At 68.8% G+C, this 14,161-nt stretch carries 17 protein-coding genes; 9 read left to right on the top strand and 8 right to left on the bottom strand.

The genetic code is table 11. The features are described 5' to 3' along the window. Positions 1–156: 156 nt before the first annotated feature. Positions 157–1,773 (top strand): PQQ-binding-like beta-propeller repeat protein, encoded by a 1,617-nt coding sequence (locus ACRDTB_RS12465; RefSeq protein ID WP_431430283.1) that lies wholly within the window; start codon positions 157–159, stop codon positions 1,771–1,773. A gap of 65 nt (positions 1,774–1,838) precedes the next feature. On the opposite strand, the gene ACRDTB_RS12470 is transcribed toward ACRDTB_RS12465, so the two are convergent. Beyond that, positions 1,839–2,825, bottom strand: coding sequence for an NAD-dependent epimerase/dehydratase family protein (locus ACRDTB_RS12470; protein ID WP_431430284.1), 987 nt, complete (start codon positions 2,823–2,825; stop codon positions 1,839–1,841). Continuing rightward, positions 2,822–4,168: a nucleotide sugar dehydrogenase gene (locus ACRDTB_RS12475; RefSeq protein ID WP_431430285.1), complete on the bottom strand. Its 1,347-nt coding sequence runs from the start codon at positions 4,166–4,168 to the stop codon at positions 2,822–2,824. Before ACRDTB_RS12475 ends, ACRDTB_RS12470 begins: the two co-directional genes overlap by 4 nt. Positions 4,169–4,388: 220 nt before the next feature. Here ACRDTB_RS12475 and ACRDTB_RS12480 point away from each other — a divergent pair, with 220 nt between their 5' ends. Continuing rightward, positions 4,389–5,852: a DHA2 family efflux MFS transporter permease subunit gene (locus ACRDTB_RS12480; RefSeq protein WP_431430286.1), complete on the top strand. Its 1,464-nt coding sequence runs from the start codon at positions 4,389–4,391 to the stop codon at positions 5,850–5,852. 48 nt (positions 5,853–5,900) lie between these two features. Here ACRDTB_RS12480 and ACRDTB_RS12485 read toward each other — a convergent pair whose 3' ends face one another. The 3 genes from ACRDTB_RS12485 to ACRDTB_RS12495 form a co-directional block, all read right to left on the bottom strand. Beyond that, positions 5,901–6,149: a hypothetical protein gene (locus ACRDTB_RS12485; RefSeq protein WP_431430287.1), complete on the bottom strand. Its 249-nt coding sequence runs from the start codon at positions 6,147–6,149 to the stop codon at positions 5,901–5,903. 28 nt (positions 6,150–6,177) lie between these two features. Beyond that, on the bottom strand, positions 6,178–6,423 hold the full coding sequence (locus ACRDTB_RS12490) for a hypothetical protein (RefSeq protein ID WP_431430288.1): 246 nt from the start codon (positions 6,421–6,423) through the stop codon (positions 6,178–6,180). A 148-nt stretch (positions 6,424–6,571) separates the two neighbouring features. Beyond that, positions 6,572–6,970, bottom strand: coding sequence for a hypothetical protein (locus ACRDTB_RS12495; protein ID WP_431430289.1), 399 nt, complete (start codon positions 6,968–6,970; stop codon positions 6,572–6,574). Positions 6,971–7,152: 182 nt separating this feature from the next. Here ACRDTB_RS12495 and ACRDTB_RS12500 point away from each other — a divergent pair, with 182 nt between their 5' ends. The 7 genes from ACRDTB_RS12500 to ACRDTB_RS12530 all read left to right on the top strand — a co-directional run bounded on the left by ACRDTB_RS12500 (position 7,153) and on the right by ACRDTB_RS12530 (position 11,590). Continuing rightward, on the top strand, positions 7,153–8,007 hold the full coding sequence (locus tag ACRDTB_RS12500) for a helix-turn-helix domain-containing protein (RefSeq protein ID WP_431430290.1): 855 nt from the start codon (positions 7,153–7,155) through the stop codon (positions 8,005–8,007). Continuing rightward, positions 8,004–8,183: a DUF397 domain-containing protein gene (locus ACRDTB_RS12505; RefSeq protein ID WP_431430291.1), complete on the top strand. Its 180-nt coding sequence runs from the start codon at positions 8,004–8,006 to the stop codon at positions 8,181–8,183. Before ACRDTB_RS12500 ends, ACRDTB_RS12505 begins: the two co-directional genes overlap by 4 nt. 124 nt (positions 8,184–8,307) lie before the next feature. Then, on the top strand, positions 8,308–8,487 hold the full coding sequence (locus ACRDTB_RS12510) for a DUF397 domain-containing protein (RefSeq protein WP_431430293.1): 180 nt from the start codon (positions 8,308–8,310) through the stop codon (positions 8,485–8,487). Between the two features lie 99 nt (positions 8,488–8,586). Further along, positions 8,587–9,219 carry an SPASM domain-containing protein gene (locus tag ACRDTB_RS12515; RefSeq protein ID WP_431430294.1) on the top strand — a complete coding sequence of 211 codons (633 nt, stop codon included), beginning with the start codon at positions 8,587–8,589 and terminating at the stop codon, positions 9,217–9,219. Positions 9,220–9,231: 12 nt separating this feature from the next. After that, complete coding sequence (locus ACRDTB_RS12520) at positions 9,232–9,975, top strand: AAA family ATPase (RefSeq protein WP_431430296.1); 744 nt, start codon at positions 9,232–9,234, stop codon at positions 9,973–9,975. Between the two features lie 23 nt (positions 9,976–9,998). After that, positions 9,999–10,841: an aminoglycoside phosphotransferase gene (locus ACRDTB_RS12525; protein ID WP_431430297.1), complete on the top strand. Its 843-nt coding sequence runs from the start codon at positions 9,999–10,001 to the stop codon at positions 10,839–10,841. Between the two features lie 95 nt (positions 10,842–10,936). Then, the gene (locus ACRDTB_RS12530; protein ID WP_431430299.1) at positions 10,937–11,590 is read left to right on the top strand and encodes a pentapeptide repeat-containing protein; all 654 of its coding nucleotides are present in this window, start codon (positions 10,937–10,939) and stop codon (positions 11,588–11,590) included. Positions 11,591–11,691: 101 nt separating this feature from the next. Here the strand turns inward: ACRDTB_RS12530 and ACRDTB_RS12535 are convergent, their stop codons facing one another. From ACRDTB_RS12535 to ACRDTB_RS12545, 3 genes are all read right to left on the bottom strand, one after another. Beyond that, entirely contained in the window at positions 11,692–11,856 is a 165-nt protein-coding gene (locus ACRDTB_RS12535) for a hypothetical protein (RefSeq protein ID WP_431430300.1), read from the bottom strand. After that, the gene (locus ACRDTB_RS12540; protein ID WP_431430302.1) at positions 11,778–12,473 is read right to left on the bottom strand and encodes a radical SAM protein; all 696 of its coding nucleotides are present in this window, start codon (positions 12,471–12,473) and stop codon (positions 11,778–11,780) included. Before ACRDTB_RS12540 ends, ACRDTB_RS12535 begins: the two co-directional genes overlap by 79 nt. Positions 12,474–12,861: 388 nt before the next feature. After that, the gene (locus ACRDTB_RS12545) at positions 12,862–14,046 is read right to left on the bottom strand and encodes a glycosyltransferase (RefSeq protein ID WP_431430303.1); all 1,185 of its coding nucleotides are present in this window, start codon (positions 14,044–14,046) and stop codon (positions 12,862–12,864) included. Positions 14,047–14,161: the final 115 nt, after the last annotated feature.

The following is a 14,161-nucleotide window of genomic DNA, read 5'->3' on the forward strand; positions in this document are numbered from 1 at the left end:
TCCGCCGATGGCCCCACCAACGTTGCTGGCCACCGCACAAGCGCAAACCACCCCGGCCCGGGGACGTGACAAGACGGCGCCTTCGACTGCGACCACCTGCGGTGAGGGCGCCGTTCGCGCGTTCGTCGGGCCAGTCACCCGAGGAAAGGAAAGGCAGTGCGCCGTAACGTCAAAGCACTCGCGCTCGGCGCGGTCGTGCTGGCGATGGCCTCGTTGGGCGTCGTCGCAGCGAGCTCGTCGGACAACGCGCCGCGGGGCGCGGCGGATCCGCGCCCGGCCGGCGAGGACTGGCCGAGCTGGCAACGTGACCAGGCGGGCACCCGGTACAACGGGGCCGAGTCCGAGATCACCCCGCGGACCGTGGGGAACCTGAAGCTGAAGTGGGCGTACACGTTCGCCGCCGTGCCGTACTCCCGGGTGGGCAGCCAGCCCGCCGTGGTCGACGGCGTGCTGTACACCGGTGCGCCGGACGCCGAGTTCGTCGCGCTGGACGCGAAGACCGGCGCCACGAAGTGGACGTTCGACCTCACCACGGTCACGGGTGGCGGCGAGCAGTTCGCGGTCAACGGCGTCCGCGACGGCGCCGCGGTGTCGGGCGGCAAGGTGTACTTCGGCGACAGCACCGGCCGGGTGTACGCGCTGCACCGTGGCACCGGCAGGCTCGCGTGGGTCGCCCACGTCGACAAGCACCCGCTGGCCAACCTGACCAGCTCGCCCGTGGTCCACGACGGCAAGGTCTACCTCGGAGTGTCCACGAGCGAGGGCGGGGCGACGAGGGACCCGAGCTACCCGTGCTGCACGCACCGTGGCTCGGTGGTCCGCCTCGACGCCCGCACGGGCGCGATCGACTGGCAGTTCTTCACGCTGCCGCCGGCGAAGAAGGTCGGCACGTGGCCGAGCGGCGCCGCGAAGCACGTGCCGGCCGGCGCGAGCGTGTGGGCCACCCCGGTGATCGACCCGCGCACCCGCACGCTGTTCGTCGGCACGGGCAACGACGCCACGGGCCAGTCCGGGTTCAGCGACACCATGCTCGCGCTGGACATCGAGACCGGGCGGCTGCGGTGGAAGCAGCAGGTCACGCACCCGGACACCTACACGGCGGCCTGCGAGCTGACCGAGGTGCCCAACGAGACCTGCCCCGGCAAGGGCACCTACGCCAAGGACAAGGACATCGGCGCGGCCGCGACCCTGGTCCGCACCGGCGGCCGCACACTGGTGGTCGTCGGGCAGAAGGACGGCCGGCTGCACGCGTTCGACGCGCGCACCGGTGAGATCGCCTGGCAGACCGTGCTCGCGCCGGAGACCGTGGACGCGGTCGGCGTCCAGTGGGGCACCGCCTACGACGGCCGCTACCTCTACGCCGCCACCTGGCACGCGACGCCCAGCCGGCTGTTCGCGGTCGACCCGGCCACCGGCCGGATCGTCTGGCGGGCCGACCACCCGGCGGACGGCTGCACCACCGGTGGCGCGGCGGAGTTCCCCGACATGTGCGAGCTGGCGTTCACGCCCGCGGTGAGCGCCACCCCGGGCCTGCTCTACGAGGGCAGCACGGACGGCAAGTTCCGCATCTTCTCGGCCAGGGACGGCGAGCCGCTGTTCGAGTTCGACGCGGTGCGCGACTTCGCCGGCGTCAACGGCGTGCCGGGCCGCGGCTCGGCCATCTCCGGCAACGGCGGCGCGGTGATCGCCGACGGCATGGTGTACGTGATGGCGGGCTACTACCCGTTCTACCCGACCGACAAGGGCAGCGTGCTCCTCGCGTTCGGCCTGTAGCCCCGACACATGACCTCGCCGCACCGGAAACGGGTTCCGGTGCGGCGAGGTCTATTGAGGACTGCTCAGGCGGCCCCGCTGTCGGGCAGCTCCAGCCACCACCGGCTGTCCCTGGCCCACTCGATGGTCCTGGACAGCCCCTCGCGCAGGTCGACCTCCGGTTGCCAGCCCAGCACCCGGCCGGCCTTGGCGTTGTCGGGCACGCGCCGGGACAGGTCCTCGTAGGACCTGCCGAGCTTGGTGATCGTGTCCACCTTGGTGATCTCCGCGCCCGGGCCGGCCAGCTCGGCGATCAGCTCGATCGCGTCGCCGATCGTCGTCTCGGTCATGCTGCCGATGTTGAACGCCTCACCGTTGGCGGCCTCGCTGTCCGCGGCCAGCAGCGTGCCCCGGACCGCGTCCGAGATGTGCGTGAAGCACCGCGTCTGCCTGCCGTCGTCGTAGACCACCATCGGTTTGCCGTTCAGCGCGCGGTGCACCGAGCGGCTGATGACGAAGCCCGGCCGCTGGCGGGCGCCGTAGGCGTTGAAGTACCGCACGATCGTCGCCGCGAGCCCGCGCTGGCGCACGTACGCGAACGTCAGGTGCTCGGTGAGGGCCTTGCTGGAGGAGTAGGTCCAGCGGTCCGCCGCCGTCGCGCCCAGCACGCGGTCGTCGTCCTCGCGCCACGGCACCGAGGGGTTCTTGCCGAACACCTCGCTGGTGCTCGCCACGACCACCTTCGCGCCCGCGTCGTGCGCGAGGTCCAGCACGTTGCGCGTGCCGGTGAAGTTCACGTCGATCACGTCCAGCGGGCGCGCCAGGTACTGGTCCACCCCGACCACCGCGGCCAGATGGAACACCTGGTCCACGCCGGGCTCGATGGCCTTGGCCAACGCCGTGCGGTCGAGGATGTCGCCCCGCACGAACCTGGCACGTTCGCGCGCGACGGTCTGCCACCGCGGCGGCGGGCCGCCGTCGAAGACGGTCACCTCGTCGCCGCGCGCGATCAGCTGCTCCACCAGGTGGCTGCCGATGAACCCGCAGCCACCCGTCACCACGACTCGACTCATCGCCCGATCCCCCGGTAGTGGTAGCCGTACGAGCGCAGCTCGGCGATCTTCTCCCGCGAGTAGTACGCCCGGCCGTCGAGCACGAGGCAGTCGTCCGCGACGGGCAGGTCCGCGAACTCGACGTCCGCGAACTCGCGGTGCAGCGCCAGGATCGCGATGCAGTCCGCGTCGTGCACGGCCTCGTGCAGGCTCGCGGCCTGCGGCTTGCCGAACAGCTCCGCGGCCTCCTCGACGTCCACCAGCGGGTCGTAGATCCTGACCTGGCCGCATGCCCGCTCCAGCGCCGCGACCGCGTCGAGCGTCGGGGTGGCCCGCAGGTCGCCGGTGTTGTTCTTGAACGCCAGCCCCAGCACCGCCACCTTCGCGGTCGCCGGGTCCTTGCCAAGCTTGGTCATCTGGTCGACCGCCAGCTGCGCGGTGTACTCGGGCATGCTGGCGTTGACGTCCCGGCCGGCCGGCGCGGTCAGGATCTCCAGGCCGCGCTCGCGGGCGGAGTACCAGACCATCCACGGGTCCTTGGTCAGGCAGGAGCCGCCGACGCCGACGCTGGGCAGCAGGATGTTGACGTTGCCGTTGCCCTTCGGGATCGAGTTGGCCGCGCGGATGACGTCGAGCGCGTCCACCCCGTACAGGGCGGAGAACTTCGCGAGCTCGTTGCCCAGCGCGATGTTCAGGTCGATCCACCAGTTGTCGGCCAGCTTGACGATCTCCGCGGCCTCCAGCGTGTCCAGCGGGATCACCTCGACGTCGAGGGCGTCCCGCCAGAACTCGGCGGCGTCCTGCGCGCTGTCGTCGTCCAGGCCGCCGGCGACGATCGGGAACGAGCGCAGCTCGGCGAGCGCGGTGCCCTCGGCCAGCCGCTCCGGGGTGAAGGCGAGGCCGAAGTCCCGCCCGCCCACGAGGCCGCCGCGCTGCAGCAGCGGCAGGACGATGCCGCGGGTGGTGCCGGGCGGGACCGTGCTCTTGAGCACGATCAGCTGGCCGCGCCGGATGTGCTTGGACAGCTCGAAGCAGGCGCCACCCAGCTGCTCGTCGGCCAGGGAGCCGTCCTCCCGCACCGGCGTGCCGACCGTGACGAGCACGACGTCCGCGTCGCGCACCGTGGCGGCGTCGGTGGTGGCCCGCAGCTTCCCGGACGCCATGCCACTCTCGATCAGCTCGGGCAGGCCGTGCTCGGCGAACCTGCAGTAACCATTGTTGAGCTCGTCGATCAGCCGGGTGTTGGTGTCGACGCCGACGACCTCGAGGCCGCGGTCGGCCAGGGCGGCGGCCACGCACGAACCGACGTACCCCAGGCCGATGACAGCCACCTTCGGCTCTTGCAGGCCGGACAGAAATCGCATGATGTGCTCCTAACGCGTTGCCGCTAGCGGCTGAATCAAGACTCGATCGCGCCGGTCCCCTCGTCGTGGGCTTGTCATCACCGGTCCGGGGGAAGATGTCCTCGAGTGACCCTCGACCCGGTCTGGGCCGATTGCCTAGCGCCGCGGGGACCGCCGACCCACGACCGCAGGACGGCGACCGGCCAGAGTGCTCCCAAGTTGCCGACTCGGGAGGATCGCCATGGCTGCTGGGAAGGCGGGCGCGCCGCCGTTGGACCGCAGGCTTCTCGCGGTGGCGCTGATCGTCGCGCTCGGGTCGTTCACGGTCGTGCTCGACATGACGATCGTCGGCGTCGCGCTGCACACGGTGGCCGACCACTTCGCGGTGAGCCTGTCGACCGCGCAGTGGGTGACGACGGCGTACATCCTGTCGACGGCGATGGTGGTGCCGCTGACCGGCTGGGCCACGGACCGCTTCGGCGGCCGGCGGCTGTGGCTGTCCGCGGTGGTGCTGTTCACCGCCGCGTCCGTCGCATGTGGACTGGCCGGGTCCGCGGCCGCGCTCGTGGTGTTCCGCGTCCTGCAGGGCATCGGTGCGGGGCTGATGGCACCGGTCGGCACGTCGCTCGTCGCGCGGGCCGCCGGGCCGGAGCGGATGGGCCGGGCCATGGGGCTGATGGGGATCGCGATCGTGTTCGCCCCGGTCGTCGGGCCGGTGGTGGGCGGCGTTTTGGTCGATGCCGGCTCGTGGCGGTGGATCTTCTTCCTTAACCTGCCCATCGGGCTCATCGCGTTCGCCCTGGCGTGGGTCTGGTTCGACCGCAACCAGCCGACGACCCCGGAGCCGATCGACAAGCTGGGCTTCCTGCTGCTCTGCCCGGGCATCACGCTGCTCGTGTACGGGCTGGCCAACGTCAGCACCGTCGCCAGCCTGACCGAGCCGTCGTTCCTGCTCCCGACGCTCGCGGGGGCCGGGCTGGGCGTGCTGTTCGTGCGGCACGCGCTGCGCACCGAGCGGCCCCTGCTGGACCTGCGGCTGTTCCGCAACCGGACGTTCTCCGCGACCGTGGGCACGCAGTTCCTCATGAACGCCACGCTGAGCGGCTCGATGATGCTGTTCCCGCTGTACTACCAGCTGGTGCGGGACGCCTCGCCGCTCGCGTCGGGCCTGATGCTGGTGCCGGAGGGCATCGGCGTCGCGATGGCCATGCCGGTCGCCGGCCGGCTGGTGGACCGCGGCAAGTCCGGCCTGGTGATCCTCTGTGGACTGCCCGCGCTGGTGCTCGGCTTCTTCTCGTTCACCCAGGCCGGCGCGGACGCGAGCCTGTCGCGGCTCGCGCTGTCCCTGTGGCTGATCGGCGCCGGTTCCGGCTGCACGATCATGCCGGCGATGTCCACGGCGTACCGCGCACTGGCGCCGGCGCAGATCCCGCGCGCGTCGGCCACGTTCTCGATCGCGCAGGAGGTCGGCGCGTCCGGCGCGGTGGCGCTGTTCGTGGTGGTGCTGGACGCGCGGTTGCGGGTTTCCCCGGCGCCGGAGGCGTTCGACACCTCGTTCTGGCTGCCACTCGCCCTCACCCTCGTGGTCCTCGCGCCGGCACTGCTGGTGGCCCGCAGCACCGCCCGCCGAGCCGCCGAGGACCGGGCCGCGGCGGACCAGGCCGGGGAAGCGCCGGCCGAGCCGGAGCCCGCGGCTCGGCCGTGACGCTTCAGGCCCTGAAGGGTGGCCTCGCCGTCCGCGTTGCTGGTCGTGTCAGTCGGGCGGGCTGACGATCTCCGACTGGTCTCTCGTCGAATGGTCGTCTGGCGATGGTGCGGCCAGGATGTCGTTCGCAACACGCACGAAGTGCCGCAACGCTTTGCGGTGCTCGAACACGAGCGTGGTTTCGTCGTGCGGCCACCCGAGGTTGAACATGATCCGTCGATCCGCGGTGACCGACGCTTTCATCCGGCACTTCGGGATCTCCACCAGTACCGACGACTTCGGCAGCTTGGCGTTCACTGGCCACCTCCCCGTTCCGATGGGCGCGTCATGCGACCCGCTCCTGTCCGTCGGGACGTTCGTGGCTTGCCCGTTGTTTGTCTGCCTCCGACAAGGCGTCGGTGCCGTGGTCGATGAACCTCCGCAATCCGTCAGTGTCAAAGCTGATGCTGAATTCCTCCCGGTCGCCACCGGCAAAGAACTCGACGGTTTCACCGCCATCACGCACGCGGAAGCACATCTGGCAATCCGCGTCGATACCAACCGATGCGTACATCATCGGCGTGTTGGCCATGGGTTATCAATTCCTCACTCGTCGCGGGGATTCAGAGGTCAGTAGTTCGGTGGTCCGGGTCGCCGTAGGGCATTGGCCGTGGTCGTCGGCCGAGCCACCTGCGTATGCGGACCGGAAGCGATGGGCTCTCGGTCGGCGCTGGTCAGCGTCATGCCGTGGGCCTCCCTCGCCGCCGACGGGGACGGGCGGGCGATAGTTGGACACCGGCAGACGTGGGCGTGTTCTGGGGCTCCAGGGGATCGCCCACGTCTGCCGGTTGCTCGTAGCGGCACAACAGGCGCGACAGCCAGCCAGGTCGGCGGTACTCGGTCATGCGCTGCTCGAAATCACGAAGGTCGGCCCGTACGCATACGAACAGCTCGCACTCTGCGCACCTGCCGAGCGGTCCGACATCCATGCATGCGACCAGGAATCGCTGGCCGCAGAGCGGCTCGAACCAACCCCGAGCAGCCTCGATGCCGGTCGCCTGTGCAACGTCGGTCACCGCATGCTCGGTGCCGTCCGCCTGCGCGGTCATCCAGCAGAACGCCTCGCGGCTCGCGGTCATGTTGCGCACCTCCTCTACCTCGAAGGACGGGCGGGAGGGGCTGAGGTAAGGGAGACCGTCGACCCTCCCGCCCGCCTGCCGACACGAGGTCGACAAGTGCGTAATATAATAGGCGCAAGTACGCCTTACAATAACCCACTCGAGCGTACTTACCTCTATTAGAACCACGCTACGCTATGCACATGGCCACGACCCCCACGAGGCGCAAGCGTCGCCTCGGCCTGTTCCTCGAACGGCTCAGGATCGACGCCGGGCTCCATCTGGTGGACGGCGCGCAGTTGCTTCGCGTGAAGGAACCGACAATGAGCCGGTACGAGACTGGGCAGATTCGCCCAGGTTGGGCCGCACTTCAGGCACTTCTCGGCTTGTACCAGGCGACTCCCGAGCAGCGCGAGGAGGCTGCTCAACTGTGGGAGGACGCTGGCGTGCGGGCCACTCGGGTCGTGACGCCGGCAGGAAGCTCGCGAGCGTTCCGGGCGTTTCTCAGGGCGGAGGCCGAGGCGGATACGGAGCGTATGTTGACGCCGCTGGCGCTCCCCGGCCTGTTGCAGACGGCCGCGTACGCGCGGGCGCTCAACGTCTCGGGGCGCCAGTTCCACACGTCGGATCGCACCGAGCGCTATGTCACGGCCCGCATGAGCCGGAAGGCACGGCTCACCGAGTCGTCGCCGCTCAAGCTCCACGCGCTCATCGACGAAGCCGTCATCCGGCGCGTGGTCGGTGACGCTTCGGTCATGATCGAGCAGCTCAACGACCTTCTGGACATGGACGAGCGGGACAATGTGGCGATTCAGGTGGTCCCGTACTCCGTGGGCTCCTACGGGACGATGTCCGGCGCCTTCTACATCGTCGGATACGCCGGCGACGATCCGCCCGCGGTCTACCTGGAGCACGCGGCCGGCGGCGTGTGGGTGGAGAATGAGAGTGACGTCGAGCGGTTCGGAGCGTTGTTCGACGAGATGGCCGACCTGGCTCTCACCTCGGCGGACTCGCGAATCCTGATCGCTGATGAGGTAAGGGATTTGGAGAAGTCATGACCGAGCACATCAGGTGGCGCAAGTCCAGCCGCAGCGGCGCCAACGCCTCCGGCTGCGTCGAGTTGGCGCACAGCAAGGATCTGGTCCGCGACAGCAAGCACCCCACCGGACCGACTCTGGCCGCTGACGTGGCCGGGCTGCTGGCCGCGGTCAAGGCCGGCAACCTGGACCGCTGATCCGAGACGACAGCACGGCGGGCCCCGGCCTGGCCATTGACGACCGCAGTCCTCGACGCGTGCGCGTGGCGGCGGGGGACCCGCGAATCCTGATCGCTGATGAAGTAAGGGATTTGGAGAAGTCATGACCGAGCACATCAGGTGGCGGAAATCCAGCCGCAGCGGCGCCAGTGCCAACGGTTGCGTCGAGTTGGCGCACAGCAAGGATCTGGTCCGCGACAGCAAGCACCCCACCGGACCGACTCTGGCCGCTGACGTGGCCGGGCTGTTGACCGCAGTCAAGGCCGGCAACCTGGATCGCTGATCTGCGGCCCTGACCGTTGACGACCGCAGCCCTCGGCGCACGCGTGGCGACGGGGGCTGCGTCGTGTCGAGGTAGCGCCCGGAACTGCGGACGCTGTGCGTGGACGGTCTGTGGAGGTGGAGAGCTTGCAACACCCGTCCTTCTGGTGTTCGGGTCGCCACGAGCTACTACACCGACGATGCCGCCGGGCACGAGTCGATCACCCGTGGCCGAGGCAGCCACGCACGGACCCGAGCGAACATCGCCGAGGCAGTGCGCCGGGCGATTCCACTGCTGGTCGGAGTGATCGACATGCGGGACGGGCAACGAGTCGAGCAGGCTCGCGTCGAGCTTGCCGAGATGGGTGTTACCGGGGAGATACGTGTCGATCATCTTCGCCAGGTCGGTCGCGGGATACGAACGGAGCAGCCGAGTGTGTCCCAACTGTGCGGGCAGTGCGGGCAGGGGAAGATCGCGGTAGCACCTGATGGCTCGGTCTGGCCATGCGTGTTCGCCCGTTGGCTGCCGATCGGCAACGTGCGGGGCGAGGCGCTCGCCGACATTCTCGCCGGTCCGCGCATGCTCGCGACTGCCTCGACACTTGCCGATCAGTTCAGAGCCATAGAGATGGGTAAAGGGCCGTGTGACCCGAAGTGCGGGCCGAACTGCAGCCCGGCGTGTAATCCGCAATGCTGGCCAACGGGCACCGGCCCGTGCGGCCCCAAGGGCGGCTGTCAGCCCAACTACGACTAGCAGGGAGACTGTGTGTTCGTCCGCCGCGCATACGTGCCGGAGAATCTGCGCCCCGATGACTTCGAGCTGTGGCCGTACACCGTGCCGAGCGTGGCTGAGTTGGTCGAGCATGGGCTGACGTTCACCCACCCGGTGACGTTCCTCGTCGGTGACAACGGCTCGGGCAAGTCCACGCTGGTCGAAGCGATCGCCGAGGGTTTCAAACTGGACGCACGAGGCGGGCGAGCAGCTCGCAAGATGGGAAGCGCGGACAACACCAAGACACCGCTAGGCGAAGTGCTGCGGCTGGAGACCACCGCCCAGGGTGCCCGGATGCTGGCCGGTCCGCGACTGAAGAAGAAGGGCATCTTTCTGCGCGCCGAGACCGCGTTCAGCATGACGGAAAACCTGGGCGGTGTCCCCGGCTACTGGGATGAGAACACGGCGCAGATGAGCCACGGCGAGGGGTTCCTCGCCGTGTTCCGTGCGATGTTCCGCGATCCCGGGTTCTACGTCATGGACGAGCCCGAGTCAGCGCTGTCGTTCTCCTCGTGCCTGCATCTGGTCGGCGTCATGCACGAACTCGGCGAGTCAGGCGCGCAGGTTGTCTGCGCGACACACTCGCCGATCCTGGCCTCGACCCCTGACGCAGACATCGTCGAGATCGGCGAGCACGGCATGCGCCGGGTGAAGTGGGCAGACCTCGAACTTGTCGAGCACTGGCGCCGCTACCTCGACGGACCGGCGCGCTACCTGCGGCATGTCCTGCCATCGTGACAGCTGTCGGGAAGGATGCAGGCGTGACCGACACCAGCGAGGCGGACGCCTGGTTCAGGCGATGGATGCGCAACAACCTCGACCGCGCCGCGCACCACTTCGACATAACCGTGACTGGGGAGCCGGTGTTCGGGTGGCGGCTGCGGTCGATTAGCGCCCCCGCCTTGGGCACAGGTGGCGATCGCTGGCTGCGGGTCGTCTCGCAAGAACCGGAATGGGCAACCGGCGCACACTGGACCGGCACCGCCGATGCGGACGCGATCAGCGGTATCCGCAAACCACGGGTGCTCGACGTCTACGAGTGGACCGACGGGCGCTGCCAGCGTGCGGAGGTGATGACGCTGCTGTCCGGCCAGCCGTGCTCGCCCACCGACGTACTTCGCAACCAGCCCGACCTCACGGCACGCTGGTGGGCTGATCTCGACGGCGCCCTCGCGACGCTGGCGTCGACACCGACGCAACGGGTCAACGCCGACCAGGACAAGGTCACCCGGCGTGTCCGCGAGCGGTTCGGCGACGACGTCGACACGACCGTCACAGGGTGGGCGACCGTGCACGGTGACCTGCACTGGTCCAACCTCCTGCGTCCACGGTTCGGCCTACTCGACTGGGAACTGTGGGGCACCGGCCCGACCGGCACGGACGAGGCGACCTTGTACTGCTACAGCCTGCTCGTGCCCACGGTCGCCCAACACGTGCACACCTTGTTCGCCACGACACTCGACACACCAGCCGGGCGGCTCGCGCAGCTTTACGTGCTTGCCCGGCTGCTCAGCCGCATCGACGGCGGCGACTACCCCGACCTCGCCGAACCTCTGCACCGCCACGCGGAGAGAATCCTAGCTGGCTACGGACATGCTTGCTGATCAGTCTGATTGCCTGGTGCAGTTGCCCGCCGCGAAACGACGATTGTGGCGACGGGGGCTATGTGGTACTTCAGCCGCGCCGGTAGCGTGAGGCCATGGACAGTCGCACGGTTGCAGGGGCGACGTTGAGGCGTCCGATCGATATCGAGGATCTTCCGACTTCGGAACTCTCGTTGACCGGACGGTTTTCCTACAACGACGGCCAAGCGGAGGACGTCGACCAAGCGGATGCAGTGGGGCAAGGCTCGTTGCAGAACGCCGCGGTCGCACGGTCGAATCTGACTGGTTCTCGACTCATCGGACTTGAGCTGATTGACGTCGCGTTGAGCAATGTCGTTGTGGCTAATGCGGCTTGGGAGAAGGTGACTGCCCGCCGCGTGGAATTGGTGAGTTGCCAGGCCGTTGGGTTCCAGCTAGGGCTGTTGAAGGCGGAAGATCTCTATTTCGAGGACTGCAAGCTGGACTACGCCCGGCTAGATGTGGACCAGCGGCACGGAGTGATCGCGTTTCATCGCTGCACGTTCACCGAAGCGACCATCGACGGGGACCTGTCCGGTGTCATCTTCTCGGAGTGCGAGTTCAAGGGAGCGGAGTTCCGGGCGCGCCGCGCCGCGAACTGCGACCTGACCAGCTCGCGACTGGACGGCGCGACCGGACTCCTCACGCTCGTGGGTGCGAAGATCACCGAGGAGCAGGCCGTGACGCTCTCCGGGCAACTCGCAACCGAAGCGGGCTTCGTTATCGCCTAGGCGGTAGGCAGTTCGGCCTACAGGCGATCGGGTTGCAGCGCGGGCTACAGGACGGGTTGCACTCCGGGTGGCACCCGGCCGTGTACGGCTCACACCTCGGATCACATGCGCCGACGGGCGCGAGCTGAAAGTGTTCGGCCAGCTCGGCGCGGACGCCTTGACACTGGTCTCCCGCAACGATCTCCCCCTAGTGATTGCTCGCGTACGTTGCCGACCGGCAGCCAGCGGGAGAACACGCACGGCCAGACGGCACCCTCCGGAGACACGGCCAGGACGCCGGACGCGCAGTTTCCGCAGAGTTGGCCGACGTCGGCCGCTTGCGTGCGGACACCGCGACCGACCTGCCGTAGCCGGTCGTATCCGATCTCCCGCACGCCCAAGGAGACCAACTCATCGCGGGCTCGTCGACTCGTTGGTCGTCGTGAACGTCCACCATCCCGACCCGGAGCGGTATGGAACGTCGTAGCGCCTCGACGATGTTGCTCTTGGTTCGAGCGTGACTGCCTCGGCGCTTGGTGATTGCCGCGTGCTGCGTTGCGCTGTCCGCGTAGTAGCTCGTCGCCAATCGAACGCCGGGCCGAGTAAAGGCCTCCCAGAGTTCGGGCCGGACGTGGACGAGGTTGCTATACACCTCCACTTCGATTCCGCGCCCGAGCGCATGATCGACGAAGTGTGGTAGACCTGGATGCATGGTCGGCTCGCCGCCGATGAACTGCACCATTTCAATGCCCAACGTCGTCGACTCGTCGATCACTCGGCACCAGTCTGATGTCGTCATTACGCCGTGAGAACCTCGTGGCCCTGAATCGGCATAGCAATGGGCGCATCCGAGCTGGCATTTCCCGGTGATCTCCAACCACAGGAATGTCAATGGCGAAGCCATCGCACACCACCCGCCTTCATCAGCGAACGTTGGAGCCCCACTCGACCGTGCCCAGGCCAGCAGTGATCCACAAGCCACCGCCCGAGTGACGTTGTAGCGTAATCGTCACTCCTGGTGGCCTACGGGGGTTGGGGTTTCCGCGGGTGGTATGGCCATGGCCGTGTCGACCAGCAGTCGGTGCGGCGCGGCGAGCGGCAGGCTGTGCGCATGGGCGAGGGCGGTGCCGGCGTCGCCGAGGAGCTAGGCGGCGGACGCCTTGTGACTGACCAGATTGGCAGAGTCGATACGACCAGGTCACAAGTGCGTAGACAAACAAGACTTCGCGTCGAGGACGGTGGATCTCCTGAATACCACCTCGGGGCTCGACCGGGTAGGAGTCAGGCGTGAGTCAGGTGTAGTCCGGCAGGCGGCGGGCGACCTCGGCGGGTGAGGGCATGTCCGCCACCTGCCGGGCGATCTCCTTCGCCGCCGCGATCCGCTCCGGGTCGCCGAGCAGGGACTTCGCCGCCTCGGCGACGGCGTCCGCGGTGATCTCCTCGTGGCGCAGCCGTGCGCCCGCGCCCGCGTCGCACACCATGCCCGCGTTGAGCAGCTGGTCCGGGCCCGGCAGGTTCTGCAGGAACAGCTGCGGGACGCCCGAGCCGAGCGCGCCGAACGTGGTGCCGTTGCCACCGTGCTGGACCACCAGGTCCACGTGCCCCAGCAGCTCCGCCTGCGCCACCCACGGCTCGACCCGGACCCGGTCGGGCACCTCGCCCAGCTCGCCGGCGAGCTTGGGCGTCGCCACCAGCACGTCGACGTCCAGTGTGGACAGACCGGCGATGGCCGCGCGCATCATCTCGAGCACCCGGTTGTCCGACTCGGTGCCGAGCGTGAGGTACACCAGTGGCCGCGAGGCCGAGCGCGAGCGAACCCAGTCCGGCACCTCGCCGGGCGGGTTGAAGCCGACCGGGCGCATCTCGAACCGACGCTCGCCGCTGGCGGCGACGAAGTCGGGGTCCTGCAACGACGTCGGGCAGATGTCGAGGTACGGGTGGTCGAGGTAGGTGGTGTACGTCGCGGGCAACTCGAGGCCGAGGTCGGTGGCGGCGTACTCGCGCAGCACCTCCTCGGACATGACCATGAGGTAGTCCTTCGCCGGGCGGATGCGGCCGAACGCGTGGCACAGCGCCGGGATGCCGGCCACCTTCGCGGCCAGGCCGGCGCCGGGGTTGTACGACGCGTGGACCACCAGGTCCGGCCGGCGCCGCTCGAACTCCGGCAGCAGGTCATCCACATAGGACTTCGGGGCGAGCCGGCAGAACTCCTTCGAGATCAGCTCCATGGCGCGGCGGTCCGGGGCCTTCTGCTCGCTCGGCGGCGGCACCCCGACGGTGCGGGCCGCCTCGGCGACGAGCTCCTCGGTCTCCCGCCCGGCGGCGACGACCTCGAGGCCGAGCTCGGTCAGCAGCCCGTGGCGGACCTCCCCGGTCGCGAACACCACCTCGTGGCCCGCGTCCCGCGCGGCGATCGCCAGCGGAAGCGCCTGGAAGAAGTGGCCGTACGCCGTCAGCGTGGAGAACAGTACGCGCATGCGGCCATGCTAGGGCGGGAAAACCCTTGCGCGGCACGGCTTCGAGGCGTCCTCGAACGGTCGGCGAGGTGGTCGGTGGCACCCTCGGCGTGACGGTCCGGACGAGTCGTGCCGA

Origin of the sequence: Actinophytocola sp. (assembly GCF_050699935.1) — a bacterium.
GTDB lineage: Bacteria > Actinomycetota > Actinomycetes > Mycobacteriales > Pseudonocardiaceae > Actinophytocola.